We start from the raw sequence: 25,427 nt of genomic DNA on the forward strand, positions 1-25,427 counted from the left end.
ATGGATGGAACACAAGGAGAAAGATGAGATCCTGCTTCGTCTGGAAAATCTGAAAACAGTGATTTCCAGCAAGGATGGAAAGCTGGTACCGGTAGACGGAGTGGACATCGAAATTCCGAAAGGAAAGACGGTCGGCGTTGTTGGTGAGTCCGGCTGTGGAAAGAGCATGACCGCCATGTCGATCATGGGCCTGCTGCCGAGCAATACCCGCGTGGAGGAAGGCAAAATTCTGCTGGGAGAGACCGATCTGACCAAACTCTCGCCAAAGGAACTGCGCAAAATTACCGGCGATAAGATTTCCATCATCTTTCAGGAGCCGATGACCAGCTTAAATCCGGTCATTCAGGTAGGAAAACAGGTGCGCGAAGCGATCCTTCTGCATGAAAAGATCAGCAAGGAGGAGGCAAAACAGCGCGTCATCGAAATTTTTAAACAGGTAGGCATTCCAGAGCCGGAGCGTCGCTACCGTGCATATCCGCACCAGCTGTCGGGCGGACTGCGTCAGCGCGTGATGATCGGCATGGCGATGGTCTGCAATCCGGATCTGCTGATTGCCGACGAGCCTACCACTGCACTGGATGTAACCATCGAGGCGCAGATTCTGCACCTGATGCGCCAGCTGCAGAAACAGAAGGGCACCTCCATCATGATGATTACCCACAATCTGGGAGTTGTGGCAGAGCTGTGCGACAAGGTATACGTCATGTATGCCGGCAAGGTAGTGGAAACTGCCGATGTGTATGAGCTGTTTAAAAATCCACAGCATCCATACACCATCGGACTGCTGGGTGCACTTCCAAAGATGGATTCCAACCAGCGTCTGGACAGCATCGAGGGCATGGTTCCGACCCTGAAGGATATGCCGGCAGGCTGCCGCTTTGCGCCTCGCTGTCCGCATGCGACCGAACAGTGCAGCAAACAGCAGCCACCGCTGGTATCGGTAGGCGCAGAACATCAGGTTCGGTGTTTTCTGGCCGGTGCAAAGGAGGAGAACTGATGGAAAAAGAGATTTTGATGCAGGCCAGAGGGATTACCAAGGAATTTAAGGCGACCGGCGGCATTGTCCACGCTGTCAGCGGCGTGGATCTGGACATCTATGCCGGTGAAACGCTGGCGCTGGTAGGTGAGTCGGGCTGTGGAAAATCCACCTTGGGCAAGGTCCTGCTGCGACTGATCCCACCGACTGCAGGAAGCATCCAGTTTGATGGAGAGGACCTGACAGCGATGAACAACAAGCAGCTGCGCCAGGCGCGTCAGAAGATGCAGCTGATCTTCCAGGACCCGTATGCTTCGCTCGACCCCAGAATGAATGTGGGGCAGATTATCGCAGAACCGCTGCGCGCCTATAAGATCTATAAAAACGAAAAGGACGAAGAAGAACGGGTGCGTGCGCTGATGGACAAGGTCGGCATCCGCTCGGAGTTTTACCGGCGGTATCCGCATCAGTTCTCGGGCGGTCAGCGTCAGCGTGTCGGCATTGCGCGGGCATTGGCGCTCAATCCAAAGCTGATTGTCTGTGACGAGCCGGTATCGGCGCTGGACGTTTCGATTCAGGCCCAGATTCTCAATCTGCTGCACGATCTGCAGAAGGAACTGAATCTGACCTATCTGTTTATCAGCCACGACCTAAGCGTCGTGCGCTATATTTCCAACCGCGTCTGTGTTATGTTTTTGGGAAAGGTTTGCGAGATCAGAGACACCGAATCGCTGTACAGCAGCCCGTGTCATCCGTACACCAGATTTTTGCTGGAGTCCACGCCGCAGCCTGATCCAGAAAAGAGAAAAGAGGATAAGGAGCTGTTGATGGGCGAGATCCCAAGCCCGATCAATCCACCGTCCGGCTGCCGCTTCCATCCACGCTGTCCTTATGCAAAGGAGATTTGCAGCAAGGAGGAACCGACACTGCAGCCATGTCCAGGCGGCATGTGCGCCTGCCATTTTCCGCTCAAACAAGAGATCTAGTTTCTGTTTTTTCATAAGTTTCAGAAAGGCCCCACGCCTTATTGGCGTGGGGCCTTTCTGAAACTTTAGGGGGTTATTTGACAGGACTGGAATGATAGTGGACCAGCCCTTCCTTGAGAACATCAATGCAGAACTGAAAAAGGTTTGCTTCCTCCTGGGCATTCTGAGTCGGGTCACAGAAGCAGTGGATGATATTGGGCAGTGCCAGCGCAACACCAATCAACAAATTTTTATGCTCTTTGATTTTGGGGTCGAGCTGCTCATTCTCAAAAAAGCTGTCATCGTACAGTGTCATATAATTGCCGCCGATGAGTCGATCAAAGGTCCAGTCACGTTTGATTTCTGCCGGCGCCTTGATAAAGTTGTCCACAAATATCTCCTGATAATATGGAACGGACTGCGGTGCCTTGGAGAACATCTCGTTGACATGAAGATTTTTCTTGTTATCCAGCAGGTCGATCTTTTTGTTTTCGCTGACCGATTCCTCCAGCAGGGCATCAATGTAGAAGGAAAGAATATAGAAATACAGATCCTTTTTATCTTCAAAATATTGATAGAAGCTGCCGGTGGGGATGCCCATGCTCTTGATCAGATGATTGATACTGATATTTTGATAGGGCGCTTTGGAAAATTCCTGAATAGATGTTTCGATAATGTGGTTGCGCTTTTTATCAGGGAGATTGAAAAAAGTTTGTTTGGGCATAGGCACCCTCCTTTAGTATGTCGTATCAAATTACAACTTTATTATAATCTTTTTTGGTCGAAAGGTCAATTTATTGTGCAAAATAAATAGAAAAAAGTCGGGCGCTTTCCCTTGAATTTTATTCTGCCTATTTCGATTAACCGCAGGAAGGATGCTAGCTCAAAGGAAAAGATCAAGAAAATACATGAAAGAATTTACAGGTAGGTTTGCAAAAAAAACGGGAGCTTTTGCCAGATGGCAAAAGCTCCTGTCAAGGTTTTTCTATTTTGTTTCAGGAATTTTTCTCAGCAGCAGATAACCGACAATAAACAGTACCAGCAGACCGAGGATGCCGTAGGTAGAGGAACCCAGCACCAGTGCACAGAAGGACATAATCAGCGGACCGAAGAAGTCGGCAAACTTGCCGAAGATATCAAAGAAGCCGAAGTACTCGTTCGATTCATTCTTGGGGATGATGCGTCCGAAGTAGGAACGGGACAGCGACTGGATGCCGCCCTGTGCCATACCGACGACCACTGCCAGCACCCAGAACTCCCAGCTCTTGTCCAGCTGGTAGCCAAAGATGCAGATGCCGCAGTAGATCAGGATGGAGATGCGGATGACCTTGAGGGTGCCGATCTTTTCGGCAAGATTGCCGGCAAAGATGGCGCAAGGGAAGGCGATGAACTGAGTCAGCAGCAGCGCAAGAATCATGCTGGAATCGCTGATACCAACCTCTCCGCCGTAGGTGGTCGCCATCGAGATGATGGTGTACACGCCGTCAATGTAGCAGAAGTAGGCGATGATGAAGTAGAGCACCTGCGGAGTTTTGCGGATCTTTTTGAGGGTGGTACCGATGCGGGAGAGAGCGTGGCTGACCTGGTTCTGACGGTTTTCCAGATAGTGGGTCTGATGCACATTCTTTAACAGCGGCATAGTCAGTCCGGCCCACCACAGTGCAGTGATGACAAACGAGATCTGGGTGGCAGTCTGGGTGGACAGTCCGAACGGACGCACCAGAATCAGCACGATACCGATGGTGAAGGGGATGCAGCTGCCGATGTAGCCGAGCGCATATCCATAGGAAGAGATGCGGTCCATGCGATCATCGCTGGTGACATCGACCAGCATCGAATCATAGAAGATGTTGCAGGCGCTGTAACCGATGCGGGTCACGACAAACAGCAGCATGTAGGAAACCCAGCTGCCCGAGAAGGACAGCAGCAGTAGTCCGATGATACCGATGACCAAAAACAGGGAGAACATCTTTTTCTTCATGCCCTTGTAATCGGCCAGCGCTCCAAGGAAAGGAGAAAGTACCGCCAGAATGAGCACCGCTGCCGAGGTGGTCAGCGCCCAGATGCCTGAGGCGGTGGAAGAAGAAACATCCTGCTCTGCCAGCGAGCGGAAAAAGATGGGAATGGTGGTGGAAATCAGCATGGTAAAAGCGGAGTTTGCAACGTCGTACAAAATCCAGCTTTTTTCCGGTTTTGATAAAGATGACATAAAAACCCTCCAAACAAAAAGACAAAATAAAGATAATCCTATCAAACGATAAAGGATTTTTGCAAAGCTGTCAAGAAGAGGAGGGTTAAACCTTTGGCAAAATTTGAAAAGAGAGGAGAAAAATAAAAGTGAACACTGTTAAATTTATGAAAAGTATCTAAAATATTTGTCTGAAAAAGCCAAGAGAATTGTGTGGAAAAACGCTTTCACAACCAGGGAAGCAGTGATACAATGAAAAAGATCGGAGCATTTTGCAACAGCTCCAGATGGATGAAGAAGGAGAATGACGAATGAAACTGTATATCTCGGTAGATATGGAAGGTCTGGCAGGAATCACCCATTGGAAAGATGAAAGCGAGGAACGGGAACGCTTCCGCAAAGCGATGAATCAGCAGGTGGAATGGGTGTTGGACGGCGTGGCCAAATCCAAGCGCAACAAGGAGATCACCCACATCGTGATCGCTGATTCCCACGGCGGCGGAGAAAATCTCTCCTATGATCTGCTCAGCGAAAAAGATGACCGCGTATGGCTGGTCAGCGGCAGTCCGCGTCCGCAGTATATGATGCCGGCGATGGACGACAGCTTTGACCTGGTGTTCTTTGTGGGCTACCACGGCGGCGCAGGCGAGCTGGCAAGCTCGATGGACCACACCTATTCGGGCGCATCGGTACAGAATGTCTTTATCAATGACAAGCTGATGAACGAAGCGACCATCAATGCAGCCTATGCCGGCATCGTCAACAAAGCACCAGTTGGACTGGTCATCGGCGATTCGGCACTGCAAAAACAGCTGCTGGACGACGGCATGATGCCATGGGTCGAATATGTCTGCACCAAGCAGTCGCTGGCAAGATTTTCTGCGATGTACAAGCCAAAGAAGATGATCCGCGAGGAGACCATTGCTGCGGTTAAAAAGGTGCTGGACAGCGATTATACCAAGCTGCCGCTGTATACCTTTGAGGCGCCATACCGCTGCCACATCGACCTGGCAACTTCCTCCAAGTGCGACGTCATCCAGCAGATGCCTGGCATCCAGCGGGTAGGCGGACGCAGTCTGGAGATGACTCTTGGCGATTATACCGAACTGTTCAACGCCATCCATGGCATTGCAAGCATGGGACGTTTGGCTTACTGTTAAGCCGGCTTACTGCGAAACGCTGCCCATTTTATCACGCGAAACTCTCAATCAGGAGGAAACGTTATGAAACAGGCTTTGATCGTTGTCGATTACCAGAACGACTTTGTATCCGGCGCACTGGGCTTTGAAAAAGCGGTGCAGCTGGAGGAGGAAATCTGTCATAAAATCAATCGTTATCGTCAGGCGGGTGAGGAGATCATCTTCACCTTCGACACCCACGGAGAGGATTACTTGCAGACACAGGAGGGCAGAAATCTGCCCATTCCGCACTGCATCAAGGGCTCCGAAGGCTGGCAGCTGTACGGCGAGGTTGCAAAGCTGCGCGCCGACACAGACAAGTGCTTCTACAAACCCTGCTTTGGTTCGTGGGAGCTTGCCGAGTATGCAAGGCAGCAGGGCTATACCCACATCGAGCTGTGTGGTCTTGTGTCCAACATCTGTGTGCTTTCCAATGCAGCTCTGCTGAAAGCGGCACTGCCGGAGGCACAGATTGTGGTGGATGCCCGTGCAACCGCCGGAGGCGACGACAGTATGACCGAAAAGGCGCTGGATGTCCTGCAGGGCATTCAGGTGCAGGTAGTGAACCGCTGATAATGATTGGAATTGCGGCATGAATTTTATAAAACTTTGTTTATAAAATAAAAAATAGAGGATAAAAGGGGATAATACAAATGATTTACTTTAGCTGCGACTATGTAGAGGGCGGACATCCAAAGATTTTGGAGAGAATGCTGGAAACAAACATGGAGCAGTTGCCTGGATACAGCACCGACCACTACTGTGACAGTGCGCGCGAGCTGATTCGTCAGGCATGCGGTCGTGAGGATGCGGATGTACACTTTCTGGTTGGCGGAACACAGACCAACCTGATTGCGATTTCTTCCATCTTGCGTCCGTATCAGGGCGTCATTGCAGCGTATGACGGACATATCGCCTGCCATGAGACCGGTGCGATCGAGGCAACAGGTCACAAGGTTCTGCCGATTCCATGTCATGAGGGCATCATCACCGGTGAGCAGGTTCGTGACTATTACCAAAGCCACTTTACCGACAGCATGCGCGAGCACACGGTCCAGCCAGGAATGGTATATGTATCCTTCCCAACCGAGATGGGTACTCTGTACACCAAGGAAGAGCTGACCGATCTGAGCAATGCCTGCCATGAGTGCGGTATTCCGCTGTACATCGACGGCGCACGTCTGGGCTACGGACTGACCAGCCCGAAGAACGACGTCACCCTTCAGGACATTGTCAGCCTGTGCGATATGTTCTACATCGGCGGCACCAAGTGTGGTGCTTTGATGGGCGAAGCGCTGGTCATCCTCAACGACAAGCTCAAGGATGGCTTCCGTTATATCATTAAGCAGCACGGCGGTCTGCTGGCAAAGGGACGTCTGCTGGGTCTGCAGTTTGAAACGCTGTTTACCGACAATCTGTATTTTGACATCTGCAAGCATGCGGTAGAGCAGGCAATGCAGATCCGTCGGGCATTTGAAGCAAAGGGTGTGGAAATGTACACCGATTCCTACACCAATCAGCAGTTTGTCATCATTGAGGATCATCAGATGGAGAAACTGGCTGAAAACTTTGCCTTTGAAACCTGGGAGAAATATGATGCCGACCACACCGTCATCCGCTTCTGCACCAGCTGGGCAACCAAGGATGAAAATGTACAGACACTGGTTGACGCCATTGCAGCGCTGTAAATCAAATCGACAAAAAGCACGGGGAAACCCGTGCTTTTTTGGTATCAGGAGGCGGCTGGGTTTGGCAGTCGGTGGAAATTTAGTGAAAAACACCGAAAGGGCCGGTTTTTCCACCGAAAACTTTTTGGGAAAGTGTAAAGCAAAACACCTTGACAGAATGGGAAAGCTCCGGTATAATAGCAAAGGTAAGTTCAGTAAAGGTTTCTGCCTTTACACCAACATCCGCCCGAAACCAAAAAGGGGAGCTGCACGATGGCCAAAAACCTGGAAATATCGGTTTTGCTCGACTACTACGGTCAGATGCTGACCGACAAGCAGCGGGAGGTCGTACAGCTTTACTACAACGAGGATCTCTCACTTGCGGAGATTGCCCAGTTTGCAAACATCACCCGTCAGGGAGTCCGCGACAGCATCAAGCGCGCAGAAACGACGCTGCTGGAGCTGGAGGAACGGCTGGGACTGGTTCGAAAGTTTCGGGAGTATCAGGGGATGATCGAGGAGATCACCGCCTGTGCAAGGGATATCGCCTTTGAGGCGGACAAATATCCCACGGCACGCAAGATTCGGCGCGAGGCCGAAAAGATTGTGGAACTTGCCCAGAAGATCAACGATTAAACAATTCTGACAGCGAATGGGGGAAAGCCGATGGCATTCGAGGGACTGGCCGAAAAACTCAATCAAGCCTTTAAAAAGCTCAGATCGAAGGGAAAGCTCTCTGAGAATGACGTAAAGGAAGCAATGCGCGAAGTGCGCCTGGCGCTGTTGGAAGCGGACGTCAACTACAAGGTCGCCAAGGACTTTGTCAAGAACGTCACCGAAAAGGCGGTCGGCGAGGAGGTTCTCTCCAGCCTGACACCGGCACAGCAGGTCATCAAGATCGTTCGCGACGAGCTGACCGAGCTGATGGGTTCCACCGACAGCCGCATCAATTTTTCTCCCAGAATCCCAACCGTCATCATGATGTGCGGTCTGCAGGGTTCCGGTAAAACCACCCACTCGGCAAAGCTTGCCAAGATGTTCCGCAAGCAGGGCAAACGCCCGTTGCTGGTCGCCTGTGACATCTACCGTCCGGCGGCGATCGAACAGTTGAAGGTGGTCGGTGAGCAGGTCAACACTCCTGTCTTTGAGATGGGAACCACAAATCCGGTGGAGATTGCAAAGAATGCGATCAAGCACGCCAAGGATTACGGCAACGACATCGTCATCCTGGATACCGCCGGCCGACTGCATATCGACGAAGAGCTGATGCAGGAGCTGCAGAACATCAAGGCAGAGGTTCATCCAAACGAGATTCTGCTTGTGATCGACGCAATGACCGGTCAGGATGCAGTCAATGTGGCACAGAGCTTCAACGAAACACTGGGCATCGACGGCGTCATCCTCACCAAACTCGACGGCGACACCCGCGGCGGTGCAGCGCTGTCGGTCAGAGCAGTTACCGGCAAGCCGATCAAGTTTGCAGGTATGGGCGAAAAGCTCGATGACCTGGAAGTATTCCACCCAGACCGTATGGCTTCGAGAATCCTGGGCATGGGCGACGTGCTCACCCTGATCGAGAAGGCACAGGACGAGGTCGATGAGCAGAAGGCAATGGAAGTTGCCAAGAAGCTCAAGGAAAATTCCTTTGATATGGAGGATCTGCTCGAACAGATCAAGCAGGTCAGAAATATGGGACCGCTCGGAAAGATCCTCGAGATGTTCCCGGGTATGTCCGGCAAGATCTCCGATGAAACCGCGCAGGCGGGCGAGAAGGAGATCATGTATCTGGAAGCGATCATCAATTCGATGACCAAGGAAGAACGCGCAAATCCAGATATCATCAATCCGGCAAGAAAGCGCAGAATTGCAGCGGGCAGCGGCACCGACGTACCGCGTGTCAACCGTGTGCTCAAGCAGTACAAGCAGATGAAGGAAATGATGAAAATGCTTGGCGGCAAGGGCAAGAACGGCAAGCGCCGCAGAAGAATGCCGTTTAATCCGGCGATGCTTAAAAACATGCCGCCAATGTAAACTAAGGTTTATCAAATTCCGGAAAGATTGCAATATCAATTCCTCCGGAATTGATATATAGAGTATTTGAAAGGTTCAGGAGGTGACAGAAATGGCTGTTAAAATTAGACTTCGCAGAATGGGTGCTAAGAAAGCTCCTTTCTATCGTATCGTTGTAGCTGATTCCCGTTATCCGCGCAACGGCAGATTTATTGAAGAGATCGGTTACTATGATCCGGCACAGACTCCAGCTACCGTTAAGGTTGATGCTGAAAAAGCAAAAAAATGGATGTCCAACGGCGCTCAGCCAACCGACACAGTTCGATCCCTGCTTAAAGCGAACAATATCCTGTAGGAGGTAATCGCAAATGCAGGAACTGATTATTACTATTGTGAAAGGCCTTGTGGACGACAAGGACGCAGTTTCGGTCACCGTGGATGAACCCAAGGAGGACGGCACTGTTGTTTATCACCTCCATGTTGCAGCTGACGACATGGGACGTGTCATCGGCAAACAGGGCAGAATTGCGAAAGCGATTCGTACAATCGTAAGATCCGCTGCCGGTAAGGTTGAACAGAAGGTTGCAGTGGAGATCGACTAACGATTTCTGTATCGGCAGCTTTCATTCTGAAATGGATCATCAAAAGGGCGCAGGGGCAGTTTTGGTCCCGTGCGTCCTTTTTTGTTGGTGTGTTTTGCAATGGCAAGGAGGGAACAGCTGTGGAAAAAATCATACAGAACGGACAAAAGCCCTATTATCGGCCGAATTTGGAACATCTGCTGAACGATCTGGGCGTTGCCGCCGGAGATACACTGGTTCTTCATGCCTCGCTCAAATTCTTTGGCTATCTCATCGGCGGAGCAGCAATGGTGATCGACACAGTGCTCGGTTGTATTGGTCCGCAGGGAACGCTGGTGATGCCGTCTCAGTCGGTGTACAATATGAACCCGAAGTTCTGGCAGTATCCACCGGCTCCGGAGGAATGGCACGACGATATACGGGAAACCATGCTGCCGTATGACCCGCAGCGAACACCGGTGGATGATGCCCTGGGAGCGGTTGTAGCTTACTTTTACCGCTATCCGAATGTGTACCGAAGTGCGCATCCGCTGTATTCCTTCTGTGCGTGCGGCAAGGATGCACAGAAACTTCTGGAAGATCATCCGCTGGATTATGGACTTGGAACGGCGTCGCCGCTGCAAAAGCTGTATGACGCGGATGCAAAGATTTTGATGCTGGGCACCACCTTTGAAACAAACACCTCGCTCCATCTGGCGGAATATTTTGCAAATCGTCCGGACATTGAGGAATCCGCTCCGATGATGGTGGATGGAAAGAAACAATGGGTTTCTTTTAAGAATATCGACCTTGATATTTATGACGACTTTCTGGATGTCCAGAAGGAGTTCTTCAAGGAATATGCTGCGCAGGTGCAGCACCGTCCGCTGCCGAATGGAGAAGCACATTGCTTTCGGATGCGGGATTGTGTGGATTTTGCAAAGGCGTATTATCAGAAAAAAGGTTAATATTTAAGAACGGAAAATAATTCTATTTTTTTATAGATGAAAGGGGAAGCGTATGCGAAAAGAGTACATCGAGGCTGGAAAAATCGTTACAACCCATGGCGTGCGCGGAGAGGTCAAGCTCTATCCGTGGTGCGACGATCCCGAAATGTTTTATGATATTGAAACGGTCTATCTGGATGCCAAAGGCACCAAGCCTGTCAAACTGCTGGGCGTGCGCTTTTCAAAGGATATGCCACTGCTCAAGCTGGAGGGCGTCGAGTCGATCGACGATGCTGCCAAGCTGCGCGACAAGATTGTATATATCCATCGCGACGACATCCCGATGGAGGAAGGCGAGTATCTCATCCAGGACCTGCTGGGCATTCAGGTGGTGGATGCCGACGACGGTCATGTCTATGGAGAGCTGACCCAGGTCAGTCCCACCGGTGCAAACGATGTCTACCATGTCCGTTTTGCCGATGGAAAGGAACGGCTGATTCCAGCCATCCCGCAGGTGGTCATCGAGGTGGACATCGAGGGCGGCGTGATGAAAATTCGCCCGTTGGAAGGATTGTTTGACGATGAGAATTGATATTGCGACCCTCTTTCCTGAGATGTGCGAATCGGTGCTCAACGAGAGCATCATCGGACGCGCCAGACGGGCAGGAAAGCTGGAAATCTACTGCCACAACATCCGCGACTATACGCTGGACAAGCACCGCCGCGTCGATGATACTCCCTATGGCGGCGGAAAAGGGATGCTGATGCAGACCGAACCGATCTATCGCTGCTATCAGGCGGTGTGTGAGATGACCGGAACAAAGCCGCATGTCATCTATATGTCCCCAAAAGGTGCGCCTTTCTGCCAGCAGCGGGCGGTACAACTTCGCGAGCTGGAGCATATTTTTATTCTGTGCGGGCACTATGAAGGAGTGGACCAGCGGGTGCTTGACGAGATTGTCGACGAGGAAATCTCGCTGGGCGATTATGTGCTCACCGGTGGAGAGCTGGGTGCGCTGGTCGTGACCGATGCTGTGGGCAGACTCTGTCCAGGAGTGCTGTCCGAGGAGATCTGCTTTACCGAGGAGAGCCACTACGACGGACTGCTGGAGTATCCGCAGTATACCCGTCCGCCGATCTGGCACGACCGTGAGGTGCCGCCGGTGCTCATCAGCGGCCATCATGCCAACATCCTGAAGTGGCAGCGGGAACAGTCGATTGCCGAAACTGCTAAAAAACGTCCTGACCTTTTGTACAAAGCGATTGAGGAAGGCAAGCTGGACCTGAAGGAGCGGCGCAAAGCGGAAGAACTTTTGGCACAGATGGATAACGACGGCAATATTTGGGAAGAATGACAAAGGAACGCACGATTTTGCTCCATAAAGCATATTCTGTTGATAGAGAAGTAAATGAATGAAAATTTTCGGTGGATGTTTTTAGTTAAAATGTAGAAAAAATGGCGGGTGCTGGCAGGACAGCTTCTGAAAAAAGATGTATATAATGACAGCCATGTTGAAAACTTTATAGTGAATACACACAAAGGAAAAGCCATTTAAAACCTTCCATCTGGAAAAGAAGCAGAAAATCGAAGCTGTATGTAAAAGAATGGCAAAATATGCGTTGACGAACCATTGCTTTGTGATATAATAAATTTGTGTCAAGCGGACGAACCCTAAAACGGGACCGGTCGGGAAACTACGGCAAAGTTTGGGTCGTCTTTGGTTGAGTGAAACATGAAACATCTTAGAATAGGGGAGTAACTGAAATGTTTGTAAAAGAAGTAGTTGTACAGAACCAGGTTGGTCTTCATGCTCGTCCAGCAACATTTTTCATCCAGAAAGCAAATGAATACAAAGCTTCCATCTGGGTTGAAAAAGAGGACCGCAGAGTAAACGCAAAGAGCCTTCTGGGCGTATTGTCCCTGGGTATTGTTGGCGGTACAACCATCCGCATCATCGCTGACGGTGCAGATGAAAAAGAAGCTGTTGAGAGTCTGGTAGAGCTGGTTGAGTCCGGTTTTGCTGAATAATCAGCATCGCTGCCAAAAGCTTCGGCTACGGTTCAGTCGCATAGAAACCCGAAAGGTGTATCGGCCGCTTTGGCTGATGCACCTTTTTTAGTTTTCAGCATCGAAAGGAGAGACGCGGATGGATAATCCCAGACTGGAATATCTGCGGGACAAGGTAAAAAAACTGCCGCTGCAGCCTGGCATCTACATCATGAAGGACAAAAAGGGGAAGATCATCTACATCGGCAAGGCAAAAGCCCTGAAAAACCGCGTCAGCAGTTACTTCCGCAGCGTTGACAAGCATACCCCCAAGGTCTACCGCATGGTGGAGAATGTATGGGACTTTGAATATATCGTCACCGGCAGCGAGTTTGAGGCGCTGGTGCTGGAATGCAGCTTTATCAAACAGTATACCCCGAAATACAACATCCTTTTGAAGGACGATAAAGGTTACCATTATATCCGCATCGGCGGCGGAGACTATGGAAAGATCACCGCCAGCCATCAGCCGCTCAAGGATGGTGCGCGCTATCTGGGACCCTATCTGTCCGGCTATGTGGTCAAGCAGACGGTCGATGAGGTCAACAAGGCGTTTTTGCTGCCCACCTGCAACCGCAATTTTCCGCAGGAGATCGGCAAACAGCGTCCTTGCTTAAATTACCACATCAAGCAGTGCATGGCGCCGTGCAGCGGAAAGATCAGCCCTGAGGAGTATGCCGAGGCGCTGGAGGAGGCGGTCAGCTTCTTGAAGGGCTCCTCGTCGCAGATCCAGAAGGTGCTGACCGAAAAGATGATGCAGGCTGCCGAACAGATGCAGTACGAAAAGGCGGCGCGCTACCGCGACCGCATCCGTGCCATCCAGGGCTTGCAGGAGAACCAGAAGGTGGTGTCTATCCGCTATGAGGAGGAGGACGTCATCGCGCTGGTGCAGTCGTCGGTCAAATGCTGTGCAGTGGTGCTCAAGTTCAGGGATTATAAACTGGTGGACAAGGAGTACTTCATGCTCGATGAGATGAGCGAGTTTTCCGAGGCCGCCATGGCTGCCCGTGAACAAAATACGCAGGAGCTTGCACTGGACAAGGTGCTGCAGGAGCTGCGCGCTCAGTTTGTGCTGCGCTATTACAGCATGAAGGACAGCGTGCCAAAGTCGGTGGTATTGGATGGAGAAATCGGCTGCCGCGACCAGCTTCAGAGCTATCTGTCTGAAAAGGCGGGACGCAGCGTCCAGCTGCTGATTCCGCAGAAGGGTGATCAGATGAAGCTGCTGACCATGGCAAAGGAGAATGCCAGCCAGCAGATCGCCGAACAGACCCGCCGCACCAGCCGCGAAATCTCCGCTCTCGACGAGCTGGCAAGGCTGCTGGGACTGCATCAGGTGCCAAACTATATCGAAGCGTACGATATTTCCAACATTGGCAGCGAGACCATTGTAGCGGGCATGGTGGTGTTCGAGGAAGGACGTCCGCTCAAGGGTGCTTACCGAAAATTCTCGGTGCGCACCGTGCAGGGCAAACCGGACGACTATGCTTCAATGAGGGAGGTCATCACTCGCCGGTTGGAGCGGTATGAGCAGCACAAGTCGGAGGGCGTCGGTTTTGGACGGCTGCCCGACCTGATTCTGCTCGACGGCGGCCGCGGTCATGTGGCGGCAGTCAAGCCGATTGTACAACAGATGGGCTTTGCTATCCCTGTCTTTGGTATGGCAAAGGATGACCGTCACCGCACCCGTACCATCGCCACCGAGGACGGCGAGCTGTCGGTGTCCTCCTTCCGGTCCGCCTTTGATCTGTTGACCAGTATTCAGGACGAGGTCCACCGCTTTTCCATCACCTATTCGCGCGCCAAACACCAGAGCCGCGCCATGGATTCGGTGCTGCGCTCGGTGGAAGGCATCGGCGAAAAGCGGGCAAAAAATCTGTTTCTGCGCTTCCGCACCCTCAAGGCGATGGAGGCAGCCACCGTCGAACAGCTGGAGGAAACACCTGGCATGACCCATCTGACGGCACTCAATCTGTATCGTTATCTGCACGGAAACGAGGAAGGACAGAAAAACGGGGAGAATTTGTAAAAATACTGCAAAAACAGTCCACAGCATTGACAAACAGAGGAAAAATGAACATAATAAGAAGGATAAAAAGCAAAGTAAAAAGAAAGATGATGTCAAAAGAGAAAGGAATTTGATATGAGAGTTACAACCGGCCTTGCACGCGGAAGAAATCTGGAGGCTCCTCAGGGGCTGGACACCAGACCTTCGTCCGATATGACCAAGCAGGCAGTTTTTAATATTATCCAGAATTATGTAGAGGGCGCTGTTTTTCTCGACCTGTTTGCAGGTTCGGGACAGATGGGCATCGAGGCGCTCAGCCGCGGCGCCAAAACCGCTGTTTTTATCGACAATTCTCCCAAGGCCATCGAGGTCATCAAAGCAAACCTCAAACACTGCGGCCTGATGGAGCAGGCAAGGGTTGCCCAGATGGACGCACAGTCCTTTTTACAGGGCAGCGGACAGAAATTTGATATTGTGTTCCTGGATCCGCCGTATCAGAAGCAGATTATCCACCAGCTGTTCGAGCAGGTGGTCGCATGTATGGCTCCAGGCGGTATCATCGTCTGCGAGACCGAGCGCAATGAGGAACTGCCGGAGGGAACCGGAAGCTATACCGAGATCAAGACCTATCTTTACGGCAAAGCAAAGGTGACAGTATACCGTCAATCCAATGAGCAGGAGGACGAATAAGCCGATGGAACTCAAGGAACGAATTGCAGTGGTCCCGGGCAGCTTTGACCCGATCACCAAAGGACACATGGACATCATTCGACGTGCCCAGACACTGTTTGACCGCGTCATCGTGCTGGTGGTGGTCAACGCACAGAAAAATCCATGCTTCTCGCTGGAGGAGCGCGTCGAGCTGATTAAAGCGTCGGTGCAGGGAATCCCAGGCGTCGAGGTGGACAGCTATGATGGATTGCTGGTGGACTACGTCAAACAGGTTGGCGCCGGTGCGATTGTCAAGGGACTGCGCGCGGTATCCGACTTTGAATATGAATTTCAGATGGCGCTGATCAACAAGGAGCTTTATCATCAGGTGGAAACGGTATTTCTGACCACCAGTGCCGAGAACCAGTATCTCAGCTCCAGCGTCGTCAAACAGATTGCTTCCTTTGGGGGAGATATCCATCTGTTTGTACCGGAACAGGTACACGACAGGATTGTGGAACGGTTGAGCAAAATACGCTGAACATCGAGACAAACAACTGCGCAGGAGGAATGGAAAGATGAATATTGATGAGATCTTAAACATGATTGATGATATGCTGGAAGAAGCATGGAGCCTGCCGTTTTCCAGCGGACGCTGTGTGGTCGATGCGCAGAAGGTAAGAGAGTGTATTGAGGACATTCGTCTGAACCTTCCAGGCGAGATCAAACAGGCAAAGATGATTGTGGCGGACCGCAATGATATCATCAAACAGGCAGAACATCAGGCGGAGGCGACCCTGAGAAAGGCGGAGGAGCGCGCAAGAATGCTCATCGCACAGGAGGAGATCGTCAAACAGGCGCAGGAAAAGGCTGCCGACATCATTGCACAGGCGCAGGTGGCTGCCAAGGAAATTCGCCGTGCATCGCACGAATTTTCCGATTCGATTCTTCGTCAGACCGAGGAAAATCTGGCTGCTTCGCTGAAGAATGTGCGCGATACCCGTCAGGCTCTGCGCAATGCGACCGGCAAATCCAAACAGATTCAGATTCCAAAAGAGGACTAATCTGCCAAAATGAAAAGAGAAGCAGCTTTTTCACAGACAATGTGAAAAGGCTGCTTTTTATTGGAAAAAAGAGGGGGAAAGAGAATGAGCGCAGCGGCACTCAAATGGATTGCGCTGGTGCTGATGTTGGTGGATCATATCGGGGAGTTTTTTGGAGGGATAACACCGGTATGGTTTCGGTGGCTCGGCAGACTGTCAGCGCCGTTGTTTCTGTTCTGTCTGGCAAAGGGACTGGAAAAAACAAGGAGCCGTCCGCGCTATCTGCGGCGGCTCTGGATCGGGTCGGCGGTCATGGGATGCAGCAGCTTTGTGTTGTCGCTGCTTTTCCCGATGGCACCGGTGCCGGTCAGCAACAACATTTTTTCCACCATGGCAGTTATCGCCGCGATGGTGTGGATTTTTGAAAGCTATGGGCAGTCCTCAGCGCGCAAAGACAATCTTCCCAAACCGGATATGGCGCTGGGGATTTTTGCAGCGGTGCAGACACTTTCTGGTCTTGCCTGTGCCTTTGCAGAGCAATGGGGAAAATCATGGGTGCGGCTCATCAATGGACTGGTGCCAAACCTTGTTTACTGCGAGGGAAGCATCGAGGTCATCATCCTGGGACTTATCTTTTTCTACCTTGGAAAGAGCCGCAGAAAACTGTGCCTGGGTTATGGAATTTACTGCGCAGCACAGTTTTTGTCCTCGGTGATCATGGCGGTGGAGTATGGCAGGATGAGTTATGTCGTTCTCTATTTTTATCAGTGGATGATGATTGGCTCGCTGCCGCTGATGCTGTGCTACAACGGCCAGCGCGGCAGACAGAACGGACGGGTGTTCTACCTGTTCTATCCGCTGCACATCTGGGCGCTGTATCTGTTATCCAATCTGCTAGCATAGAAAAAACTGCCGGCTCCAAACAGAGCAGACAGTTTTTTGATAAATCCATTTTGGAAGAAGGAATTTGTAATGAATGAAACATCCAATTCACTGTGGGCAATCTATGCGCTGCTGTCGGCTGTGTTTGCAGCACTGACCTCCATCCTTGCCAAGATCGGCATCACCGGCATCGACTCCAACCTTGCTACCGCCATCCGTACCGCTGTGGTGCTGGTCATGGCATGGGGCATCGTCTTTATGACCGGCGTGCAGAAGCAGATTACCAACATCGGAACCCGCTCCTGGGTCTTTCTGGTGCTGTCCGGCCTGGCAACCGGACTTTCGTGGCTGTTTTACTACCGCGCTTTGCAGATGGGAGATGCCAGCCGCGTCGTTCCGATCGACAAGTCCAGTGTCGTCATCAGTATGATTCTGGCGTTTGTGGTGCTCAAAGAACAGGTGACCTGGCAGACGGTGGTCGGCGGCATCCTGATTACCGCAGGAACCTTTGTTTTAATCCTGTAATATTGGTTAAATGAACAAAAAATTTTGGAAAAAACTGTTGTTCACACCTAAGTTGTAAAAAAACTATTGCATTTCCTTTGGATTCCCGTTACTTTATAAGAGTAAAAGCAAATAAAATCAGGGCTTAAATCTCGTCGGTAAAGGGAACATGTTCCACACAAAATTCCCGTCCGTCCAGATAGGACAGGATGCCGGCGTCGGTCTGGAAGGCAAAGCGCAGCTTGTAGGCGTACAGCGCCTGATAGCTGTGACCGCTGCCTTTGTTTTGGGCGTTGGTGCCGTACTTGGTATCGCCGACAAGAGGATGACCGTAGTAGGCCAGATGTGCGCGGATTTGATGGGTGCGTCCGGTCTTGAGGTCGACCTCCAGCAGGCTGAGCTTGCCGTTGGTCTTGAGGGTGCGGTAGCGGGTGATGATGGTTTTTCCGCCTTCCACCGGCTTGGAAAAGACCCTGACCTGATTGTTCTGGCTGTCCTTGCGCAGATAGTCGCGCAGAGTGGCACTTTTAGGCTGCGGGACGCCGTGCACCAGACAGAGGTAGAGTTTGACAAGTTCCCTGTCCTTGACCTTCTGGTTGAGGATGCGCAGTGAGGCTGCATTTTTGGCGGCGATGACGATGCCGCCGGTGTTGCGGTCGATGCGGTTGCACAGGGCAGGCACAAAGCTGTGCTCGTTTTCAGGGTCGTATTCTCCTTTGTTATAGAGGTAGTGCAGGATGCGGTTAATCAGGGTGTCAGGGGTGTTGTCATCGTCCTCGTGGACCACCAGTCCTGGCTTTTTGTCCACCAGCAGGATGTTTTCATCCTCATAGACCACGCTGATGCGGTCGGGCACCTTCAAAAAGGTCAGTTCCTGACGTCCCTCGCCGAAGAATTCGTCGTTGATGTACAGCTCGACCAGATCGCCCTCCTGCAGCCGGTCCTGCGGCTGGCAGCGCTTTTTATTGAGCTTGATGCGCTTGAGCCGGAAGGATTTATACAGCAGTCCCGAGGGAAGGGCAGGCACCGTTTTTTCGACAAATTTGCTGATGCGCTGTCCGGCATCATTGGCGTTGATGATAAAGGATTTCATGGGAAAAAACACCTCTCTGGATGGGGTCGATAGATTTACGATTTATTATAACATAGAAAACAGAATTTGCAATCATTCCCCAGGCGCGATTGTGTGCAGGGGAAGGACGAGAAGGGAAGATCAGCGATAGGAGCCTCACAAGAGAAAAATGTGCATGCCGGACACCGGCAGCGACTGCGTGAACGGTTTGATACGGCGGGAAGCAGCGGATTTGAAGAACATACCATTCTGGAATTGCTGCTGTTTTATGCCATCCCGCAAAAGGACACGAATCCGCTCGCTCATGATCTGATCCAGCGCTTTGGAAGTCTGGAAGGTGTGCTCAACGCCTCCAAGGAAGAACTGATGCAGGTTTCCGGCGTGGGAGAAAACACAGCGACGCTGCTGCGTCTGGTGGAAGGTATCTGGGAGGTTTGTGCCCGCTCCAAAACAAAGGAGAAGGTTGTGCTGGATAGCTCCTCCAAGACAGGAGAGTTTGTGCGGGAACACCTGCACGGACGTCAGCGGGAAACGATGGTGGTTTTGTGTCTGGACAATCAAATGAGGCTGGTGTGCCTGGAGGAACTGGGCAGCGGAATCAGCGACAGCACAACAGCCAGTTTTCGGGAGATTGCTCAGCTGTGCATGCGGCTGAATATCAACAACATGATTCTGGCGCACAACCATCCCAGCGGTTTGGTCTATCCTTCCAAGGAGGATATCGTTGTCACCCGAAAGATGAAGGATCTGCTGAAGGAGATCAATGTCAAGCTCCACGATCACTTTATCGTGACCGAAAATGAATTTTATTCGATGCGCGACCATAAGCTCTTTTGAGCTTTCGGAAATATGCAGATATCTGCAATCAGGCGGCCGATCGCCGCACAAAAGGAGGAGAACGCAGATGAAAAAAATGATGACAATGCTGATGACCGTAGTGATGGTCCTGTCCCTGAGCGTGGCAGCGTTTGCAGCGCCTGCGCAGTACAGTGTCCGTATTGATGATGACCAGCTGCACCTGACCAAAGGGAAGGAAGTGACCGTCTATGATCTGGACGCTTCCAAGATGTCGCTGCTTCCAAACGAGGATGACGGCATCACCCTGCTGTTCTGGACAACCGACAAGGGAAGAACCGAGGTTTCTCTGGGCAAACAGCAGAAGCTGAGTGTTGCAGGAAAGCTCGATGAGCTGAACATCAACAAATCGCTGGACAAAGACTGCGAGATCACCATTGCAAAAGATGCAAAGATCAAGCAGCTGTTCTCGTCGTCCGATGCTTCCATTGAGGTGGACGGTGAGATCACCAAGGCATATCTGGTTTCCAAGGCAGTCCACTTTACTGTAAATGACGATGGCGAGGTGGACATGGTCTATGCCAACAATAAAAACAGTGTCCGCGGACTGCTGCCTCACCATATCGCACAGTATGTGGACAATATGGCGGTGGAGTCGGTAGCGACTACCAGCACTGACAATTCCAGCAACGCAAAATATGACCTGGGCATCTCCAACATCGTTGACCGCGGAGACCGCGTCAGCTTCTACTGCAGCGTTTCCGGTGCAACCGTCCGTCTCAACGGCAAAAAGATCGGTACCACAGTGCGTGGAACCAACACCTTTGACGTGGATTCCTACCGCTTCTGGGACGACAAACTGACCATCGAAAAGGATGGCTACTGGAGCGAGAATATCTATCTGGATCATTTTTACTATGATGGTTACTACTACTATGTGGATGGAGTCCGTTATCGCAGAGTCTATTAAGCCAGTCGGTCTGACAGGACAAAAAGGCGCCCATCCAAACGACAGGGAGGATCTTCGATGAAACAAAACGCGGATACCGAACATCTGCATCACAGACTCAGGAAGATCGCCGGTCAGGTGCAGGCCATCGACCGCATGGTGGAGGAGGATGTTCCGTGTGAGGATGTGCTGCTGCAGATCAACGCCGCCAAAGCCGCTCTGCACAAGGTAGGACAGCTCCTGCTGGAGGAGCACCTTGCGCGCTGTGTGCGCGATGCAGTTCCAGACGGTGACGCCGACAAAACCATCGAGCGTTTTATCAAAGCGGTGGAGCGGTTCGGCAATATGTGACAGATCAATTTAAAACGGCGCCCTGTCCTGACAGGGCGCCGTTTTTGCTTGAAACAGGAAGCATAAAGTGATCTGTGCTGTCCAGACTTTGGAAGAAGAAATGCGGTGTTTCTGCAAAAAATGCAAAAAATGGAGAAAAATCGGGAAAGATTGCAGAATTTCTGCCGAATTTTCACAAGCGATTCAAAGCAAATTGACATTTAAATTGCGTAGTGCTAAAATCATAATCGAATATTCGATCATTAACATCATTACCGGTCCATGTGGACGAAAGAAGGGGGAGACAGGATGCAGGAGGAAAGAAAGTTTGAGCTGGTGTCGGACTATCAGCCGACCGGAGACCAGCCGCAGGCCATCGCAAAACTTGCACAGGGAGTGCTCGACGGCGATCGGGAACAGACGCTGCTGGGCGTTACCGGTTCGGGCAAGACCTTCACCATGGCAAACATCATCAAGGAGGTCAACCGTCCGACGCTGGTGCTGGCGCACAACAAGACGTTGGCAGCGCAGCTGTGTTCGGAGTTCAAGGCGTTTTTCCCGAACAATGCGGTGGAATACTTTGTCAGCTACTACGACTACTATCAGCCGGAGGCATACATCGCCAACACCGATACCTATATTGAGAAGGACAGCGCCATCAACGATGAGATCGAAAAGCTGCGGCACTCGGCGACCTCGGCACTGTCCGAGCGGCGCGATGTCATCATCGTGGCCAGTGTATCCTGTATCTATTCGCTGGGCGACCCAATCGACTACCGCAACATGGTTATCTCGCTGCGCACCGGTATGCAGAAGGAGCGCGACGAGCTGACCAAAAAGCTGGTGGAATTGCAGTACGAGCGCAACGACATCAACTTTATCCGCAACAAGTTCCGTGTCCGCGGCGATGTGGTGGAAATCTTCCCTTCCTATGGAAGTGAAACGGCAATCCGTGTCGAATTCTTCGGCGACGAGATCGACCGCATCTCCGAAATCAACGTGGTCACCGGCGAGGTCAAAAATGTGGTATCCCATGTGGCGATCTATCCGGCATCCCACTACATCGTGCCAAGGGATAAGATGCAGAAGGCATTGGAGGAAATCCGCGACGAGATGGAGGAACGGGTGGCCTACTTTAAAGCGCACGACAAACTGATCGAAGCACAGCGCATCATGGAGCGCACTAACTACGACATGGAGATGCTCACCGAGATTGGCTTCTGCAAGGGCATCGAAAACTATTCCCGCGTGCTGTCCGGTCGTGCGCCAGGCAGCTGTCCTTATACGCTGCTCGACTATTTCCCGGAGGATTTTCTGCTGTTTGTCGATGAGTCGCACGTCACTCTGCCGCAGGTGCGCGGAATGCACGCCGGCGACCAGGCGCGCAAAAAGAGCCTGGTTGACTTTGGTTTCCGTCTGCCGTCCGCCTTTGACAACCGTCCGCTGACCTTCGATGAGTTTTACGGCAAACTCAATCAGGTCATCTTTGTCAGTGCGACACCAGGCGCCTTTGAACGGGAGAAGAGCAAGCGCATCGTCGAGCAGGTCATCCGTCCGACCGGACTGCTCGACCCTGAGATCGAGGTGCGTCCGGTCAACGGACAGATCGACGATCTGCTCTCCGAGATCAACGCCCGCACCGAAAAGGGCGAGCGTGTGCTGGTTACCACCCTGACCAAAAAGATGGCGGAGGATTTGACCGGTTACTTTGAAAATATGGGCGTGAAGGTGCGGTACATGCACCACGACATCGACACCATCGAGCGTATGGAAATCATCCGTGACCTGCGTCTGGGTGAGTTTGACGTGCTGGTCGGCATTAACCTTTTGCGTGAAGGTCTGGACATCCCAGAGGTGTCGCTGGTGGCGATCCTCGACGCGGACAAGGAAGGTTTCCTGCGAAGTGAAACTTCGCTGATTCAGACCATCGGACGTGCTGCACGAAATGCAAACGGCAAGGTCATCATGTATGCCGACGAGGTTACCGACTCAATGGAGCGCGCCATCAGCGAAACACTGCGCCGCCGCGAGGTGCAGATCAAATACAACGAAGAACACGGCATCGTACCAAAGACCATCAAGAAGGATGTGCGCGAGATTCTGGAGATTTCCACCCGCGAACATACCGACAAACTGGGCAAGGGCAAAAAGCGCATGACCCAGACCGAGCTGCGGGTGACCATCGAGAAGCTGACCGCTGAGATGAAGAACGCCGCCCAGATTCTGGAATTTGAGCACGCGGCTTACCTGCGCGATAAGATCAAAAAGCTCAAGGAGCAGTACAGTGCAAATCCAAACCTGAAGATCATGAAGGACGCTGACGAAAAGAACAAGAGCCGCAAAAAGAAAATGTAGGCTTTTGGAAGAGGAAAAGAGGTGGAGAGATGGCTCCCTTTGATATCGAAACTTACTTGCAGAAAATTAGCGAAGAACTTCGCCGTACCTTTGGTCAAAAGCTGCTGTACATCGGTTTACAGGGCAGCTTTGGACGAGGTGAGGCGACCGACCAGAGCGACATTGATATCGTGGTGATCTTGGAAGAGCTGACACTGGATGCGATGGAACAATACCGTCAGATTTTGCATAGAGTGGGAAATTGGGAAAGAAGCTGCGGCTTTATCTGCGGACGCAGAGAGATGCAGCACTGGAACCGATTTGAGATTTGTCAGTTGGTACAGGAAACCACAGATTATGTCGGCAGGCTGACAGACTTTGTACCGGATTACACGAAACAGGATGTGCAGGATTATATTCGAATGGGCGTGGGAAATCTCTACCATGAATTATGTCATCGCTATCTGCACGGCTCCCGTGAGGAGTTGGAACAGGCCCTGCCATTTTTATATAAAGCGTCGTTTTATCTTTTGCAGAACCACTGTTGGCTGCGGACGGGAGCTTATATTTTAAACCGTCAGGAATTGCTGGATCAGCTGACCGGTCTCGACCGTGAGGTGCTTTGGACAGGGATGCAGCTGCGGCAGGGCAAAAAACTGGATACAGAAAAAATCTATCAGACGCTGTTTGACTGGTGTCAGCAGCTGTTTGGGGAAGAAGATTCATATTCAATGATAGAGGACAAATAGAACAGAGGAGGACAGAATGAACGATAAAATTGTGATTCACGGTGCAAGGGAGCACAACCTGAAAAACATCGACCTGGAGATTCCGAGGGACAAACTGATTGTCCTGACCGGACTGTCCGGCTCGGGCAAATCCTCCCTTGCCTTCGATACCATCTATGCCGACGGTCAGCGCCGCTATATGGAAAGCCTTTCCTCCTATGCGCGCCAGTTTTTGGGAATGATGGAAAAACCGGATGTCGACGAGATCACCGGCCTGTCGCCGGCCATCTCGATCGACCAGAAAACCACCTCCAAAAACCCGCGTTCCACCGTCGGCACCGTCACCGAAATCTATGACTATCTGCGTCTGCTGTACGCCCGCATCGGTATTCCGCACTGTCCGATCTGCGGACGGGAGATCCGTCAGCAGACGGTTGACCAGATGGTCGATAAGGTGCTGGAGCTGCCGGAGCGCACCAAAATTCAGATTCTGGCGCCGATTGTCCGCGGCAAAAAGGGAATGCACCAGAAGGAGTTTGAACGCGCCAAAAAATCGGGCTATGTGCGTGTTCGGGTGGATGGCAGCCTGTATGAGCTGAGCGAGGAAATCAAGCTGGACAAAAACAAAAAGCACAACATCGAGATTGTGGTCGACCGTCTGGTGGTTCGTCCGGATATGCAGTCGCGTCTGACCGACTCGCTGGAAACTGCCATCGGTCTGACCGGTGGGCTGGTCATCGTCGATGTCATCGACGGCGAGGAGATGATGTTCTCGCAAAACTATGCCTGTCCGGAGCACAACATCAGCATCGAGGAGTTAAATCCACGCATGTTCTCGTTTAACAATCCGTTCGGCGCCTGTGAAAAATGTACCGGTCTGGGCACCTTCATGAGCATCGACCCTGATCTGGTGATACCGGACAAGTCGAAGTCGATTCGGGAGGGCGCCATCCGCGCCAGCGGCTGGTACTATGCCGATGGCAGCATGTCCCAGCGCTATTATCAGGGCCTTGCAGAACACTACCACTTCTCGCTGGACACACCGGTCAAGGACCTGCCCAAGGAGGTCGTCGATATCCTGCTGTACGGCACCAAAGGGGAGAAGATTCAGCTCAAGTACGACACCGAGGACGTCAAGTCCACCTACAACACCGATTTTGAAGGAGTCGTCAACAATCTGGAGCGGCGCTTCCGCGAAACCTCCTCCAACTGGATGCGCGAGGAGATTGCCACCTGGATGAGCTCGGTCGATTGTCCGCAGTGCCACGGCGACCGTCTGAAAAAGGAGAGTTTGTCGGTGCTGGTGGGCGGCATGAACATCAGCCAGCTCTGCCGACTGTCGGTGACAGCGATGCTCGAATTTTTTGACAACCTCCAGCTGACCGAGAAGGAGGAGCAGATCGCCCATCAGGTCATCAAGGAGATCCGCTCCCGTCTGGAATTTCTGCGCAACGTAGGATTAGAATACCTCACCCTCTCCCGTGCATCGGCAACGCTGTCGGGCGGTGAGAGCCAGCGCATCCGTCTGGCGACCCAGATCGGTTCCTCGCTGATGGGCGTGCTGTATATCCTCGATGAGCCGAGCATCGGTCT

27 protein-coding genes and 1 pseudogene are annotated in these 25,427 nt (G+C 51.8%); 25 read left to right on the forward strand and 3 right to left on the reverse strand.

The window, feature by feature from the left end:
- Positions 1 to 4 precede the first annotated feature (4 nt).
- Both Q0L39_RS02425 and Q0L39_RS02430 read left to right on the forward strand, forming a co-directional pair.
- Positions 5 to 997 carry an ABC transporter ATP-binding protein gene (locus Q0L39_RS02425; protein ID WP_296626743.1) on the forward strand — a complete coding sequence of 331 codons (993 nt, stop codon included), beginning with the start codon at positions 5 to 7 and terminating at the stop codon, positions 995 to 997.
- Complete coding sequence (locus Q0L39_RS02430) at positions 997 to 1,962, forward strand: oligopeptide/dipeptide ABC transporter ATP-binding protein (protein ID WP_296626744.1); 966 nt, start codon at positions 997 to 999, stop codon at positions 1,960 to 1,962. Before Q0L39_RS02425 ends, Q0L39_RS02430 begins: the two co-directional genes overlap by 1 nt.
- Before the next feature lie 73 nt (positions 1,963 to 2,035).
- Here the strand turns inward: Q0L39_RS02430 and Q0L39_RS02435 are convergent, their stop codons facing one another.
- Together Q0L39_RS02435 and Q0L39_RS02440 are read right to left on the reverse strand one after the other, a co-directional pair.
- Positions 2,036 to 2,665: a TetR/AcrR family transcriptional regulator gene (locus Q0L39_RS02435; protein WP_296626745.1), complete on the reverse strand. Its 630-nt coding sequence runs from the start codon at positions 2,663 to 2,665 to the stop codon at positions 2,036 to 2,038.
- A 261-nt stretch (positions 2,666 to 2,926) separates the two neighbouring features.
- Positions 2,927 to 4,150 carry an MFS transporter gene (locus Q0L39_RS02440; protein ID WP_296626746.1) on the reverse strand — a complete coding sequence of 408 codons (1,224 nt, stop codon included), beginning with the start codon at positions 4,148 to 4,150 and terminating at the stop codon, positions 2,927 to 2,929.
- Positions 4,151 to 4,440: 290 nt separating this feature from the next.
- Here Q0L39_RS02440 and Q0L39_RS02445 point away from each other — a divergent pair, with 290 nt between their 5' ends.
- The 17 genes from Q0L39_RS02445 (at position 4,441) to Q0L39_RS02525 (ending at position 17,647) form a co-directional block, all read left to right on the forward strand.
- Entirely contained in the window at positions 4,441 to 5,289 is an 849-nt protein-coding gene (locus Q0L39_RS02445; RefSeq protein WP_296626747.1) for a M55 family metallopeptidase, read from the forward strand.
- A gap of 63 nt (positions 5,290 to 5,352) precedes the next feature.
- Positions 5,353 to 5,880 carry an isochorismatase family cysteine hydrolase gene (locus tag Q0L39_RS02450; protein WP_296626748.1) on the forward strand — a complete coding sequence of 176 codons (528 nt, stop codon included), beginning with the start codon at positions 5,353 to 5,355 and terminating at the stop codon, positions 5,878 to 5,880.
- Between the two features lie 80 nt (positions 5,881 to 5,960).
- Positions 5,961 to 6,995, forward strand: a complete 1,035-nt coding sequence (locus Q0L39_RS02455; protein ID WP_296626749.1) for a low specificity L-threonine aldolase — start codon at positions 5,961 to 5,963, stop codon at positions 6,993 to 6,995.
- A gap of 252 nt (positions 6,996 to 7,247) precedes the next feature.
- Complete coding sequence (gene ylxM, locus Q0L39_RS02460) at positions 7,248 to 7,610, forward strand: YlxM family DNA-binding protein (protein WP_296626750.1); 363 nt, start codon at positions 7,248 to 7,250, stop codon at positions 7,608 to 7,610.
- Between the two features lie 30 nt (positions 7,611 to 7,640).
- Positions 7,641 to 9,005, forward strand: a complete 1,365-nt coding sequence (ffh, locus tag Q0L39_RS02465) for a signal recognition particle protein (protein WP_296626751.1) — start codon at positions 7,641 to 7,643, stop codon at positions 9,003 to 9,005.
- 91 nt (positions 9,006 to 9,096) lie between these two features.
- Positions 9,097 to 9,339 carry a 30S ribosomal protein S16 gene (rpsP, locus tag Q0L39_RS02470; protein ID WP_022133703.1) on the forward strand — a complete coding sequence of 81 codons (243 nt, stop codon included), beginning with the start codon at positions 9,097 to 9,099 and terminating at the stop codon, positions 9,337 to 9,339.
- Between the two features lie 13 nt (positions 9,340 to 9,352).
- Positions 9,353 to 9,586 (forward strand): KH domain-containing protein, encoded by a 234-nt coding sequence (locus Q0L39_RS02475; RefSeq protein WP_296626752.1) that lies wholly within the window; start codon positions 9,353 to 9,355, stop codon positions 9,584 to 9,586.
- A 119-nt stretch (positions 9,587 to 9,705) separates the two neighbouring features.
- Positions 9,706 to 10,512: an aminoglycoside N(3)-acetyltransferase gene (locus Q0L39_RS02480; protein WP_296626753.1), complete on the forward strand. Its 807-nt coding sequence runs from the start codon at positions 9,706 to 9,708 to the stop codon at positions 10,510 to 10,512.
- Between the two features lie 52 nt (positions 10,513 to 10,564).
- Positions 10,565 to 11,083: a ribosome maturation factor RimM gene (rimM, locus tag Q0L39_RS02485; protein WP_296626754.1), complete on the forward strand. Its 519-nt coding sequence runs from the start codon at positions 10,565 to 10,567 to the stop codon at positions 11,081 to 11,083.
- Entirely contained in the window at positions 11,073 to 11,846 is a 774-nt protein-coding gene (gene trmD / locus Q0L39_RS02490) for a tRNA (guanosine(37)-N1)-methyltransferase TrmD (RefSeq protein WP_296626755.1), read from the forward strand. The genes rimM and trmD overlap by 11 nt, the downstream gene beginning before the upstream one ends.
- A 410-nt stretch (positions 11,847 to 12,256) precedes the next feature.
- Positions 12,257 to 12,520 (forward strand): HPr family phosphocarrier protein, encoded by a 264-nt coding sequence (locus Q0L39_RS02495; protein ID WP_022133708.1) that lies wholly within the window; start codon positions 12,257 to 12,259, stop codon positions 12,518 to 12,520.
- Between the two features lie 118 nt (positions 12,521 to 12,638).
- The gene (gene uvrC / locus Q0L39_RS02500) at positions 12,639 to 14,567 is read left to right on the forward strand and encodes an excinuclease ABC subunit UvrC (protein ID WP_296626756.1); all 1,929 of its coding nucleotides are present in this window, start codon (positions 12,639 to 12,641) and stop codon (positions 14,565 to 14,567) included.
- A gap of 114 nt (positions 14,568 to 14,681) precedes the next feature.
- Complete coding sequence (gene rsmD, locus Q0L39_RS02505) at positions 14,682 to 15,236, forward strand: 16S rRNA (guanine(966)-N(2))-methyltransferase RsmD (RefSeq protein WP_296626757.1); 555 nt, start codon at positions 14,682 to 14,684, stop codon at positions 15,234 to 15,236.
- 4 nt (positions 15,237 to 15,240) lie between these two features.
- On the forward strand, positions 15,241 to 15,738 hold the full coding sequence (coaD, locus tag Q0L39_RS02510; protein WP_296626758.1) for a pantetheine-phosphate adenylyltransferase: 498 nt from the start codon (positions 15,241 to 15,243) through the stop codon (positions 15,736 to 15,738).
- Positions 15,739 to 15,775: 37 nt separating this feature from the next.
- Positions 15,776 to 16,261 carry an ATPase gene (locus Q0L39_RS02515; protein WP_296626759.1) on the forward strand — a complete coding sequence of 162 codons (486 nt, stop codon included), beginning with the start codon at positions 15,776 to 15,778 and terminating at the stop codon, positions 16,259 to 16,261.
- Positions 16,262 to 16,345: 84 nt separating this feature from the next.
- Positions 16,346 to 17,143 carry a TraX family protein gene (locus Q0L39_RS02520; RefSeq protein WP_296626760.1) on the forward strand — a complete coding sequence of 266 codons (798 nt, stop codon included), beginning with the start codon at positions 16,346 to 16,348 and terminating at the stop codon, positions 17,141 to 17,143.
- Between the two features lie 90 nt (positions 17,144 to 17,233).
- Positions 17,234 to 17,647 (forward strand): EamA family transporter, encoded by a 414-nt coding sequence (locus tag Q0L39_RS02525; protein WP_296626767.1) that lies wholly within the window; start codon positions 17,234 to 17,236, stop codon positions 17,645 to 17,647.
- A 124-nt stretch (positions 17,648 to 17,771) separates the two neighbouring features.
- Here the strand turns inward: Q0L39_RS02525 and Q0L39_RS02530 are convergent, their stop codons facing one another.
- On the reverse strand, positions 17,772 to 18,719 hold the full coding sequence (locus tag Q0L39_RS02530) for an RluA family pseudouridine synthase (protein ID WP_296626761.1): 948 nt from the start codon (positions 18,717 to 18,719) through the stop codon (positions 17,772 to 17,774).
- A 150-nt stretch (positions 18,720 to 18,869) separates the two neighbouring features.
- Between Q0L39_RS02530 and radC the strand changes: the two genes are divergently transcribed.
- The 6 genes and pseudogenes from radC to Q0L39_RS02560 form a co-directional block, all read left to right on the forward strand.
- Positions 18,870 to 19,535 carry a RadC family protein gene (radC, locus tag Q0L39_RS02535; RefSeq protein WP_296626762.1) on the forward strand — a complete coding sequence of 222 codons (666 nt, stop codon included), beginning with the start codon at positions 18,870 to 18,872 and terminating at the stop codon, positions 19,533 to 19,535.
- A gap of 67 nt (positions 19,536 to 19,602) precedes the next feature.
- A complete protein-coding gene (locus Q0L39_RS02540) occupies positions 19,603 to 20,463 on the forward strand; it encodes a hypothetical protein (protein WP_296626763.1) in 861 nt (286 codons plus the stop codon).
- 57 nt (positions 20,464 to 20,520) lie between these two features.
- Entirely contained in the window at positions 20,521 to 20,793 is a 273-nt protein-coding gene (locus Q0L39_RS02545; protein WP_296626764.1) for a metal-sensing transcriptional repressor, read from the forward strand.
- 288 nt (positions 20,794 to 21,081) lie between these two features.
- Positions 21,082 to 23,127, forward strand: a complete 2,046-nt coding sequence (gene uvrB / locus Q0L39_RS02550) for an excinuclease ABC subunit UvrB (RefSeq protein WP_296626765.1) — start codon at positions 21,082 to 21,084, stop codon at positions 23,125 to 23,127.
- A 29-nt stretch (positions 23,128 to 23,156) separates the two neighbouring features.
- On the forward strand, positions 23,157 to 23,855 hold the full coding sequence (locus Q0L39_RS02555; RefSeq protein WP_296626766.1) for a nucleotidyltransferase domain-containing protein: 699 nt from the start codon (positions 23,157 to 23,159) through the stop codon (positions 23,853 to 23,855).
- Between the two features lie 16 nt (positions 23,856 to 23,871).
- Positions 23,872 to 25,427, forward strand: a pseudogene (locus tag Q0L39_RS02560) (excinuclease ABC subunit UvrA); the annotation flags it as partial.

Source organism: uncultured Negativibacillus sp., assembly GCF_944388365.1.
Taxonomy (GTDB): Bacteria; Bacillota; Clostridia; order Oscillospirales; family Ruminococcaceae; genus Negativibacillus.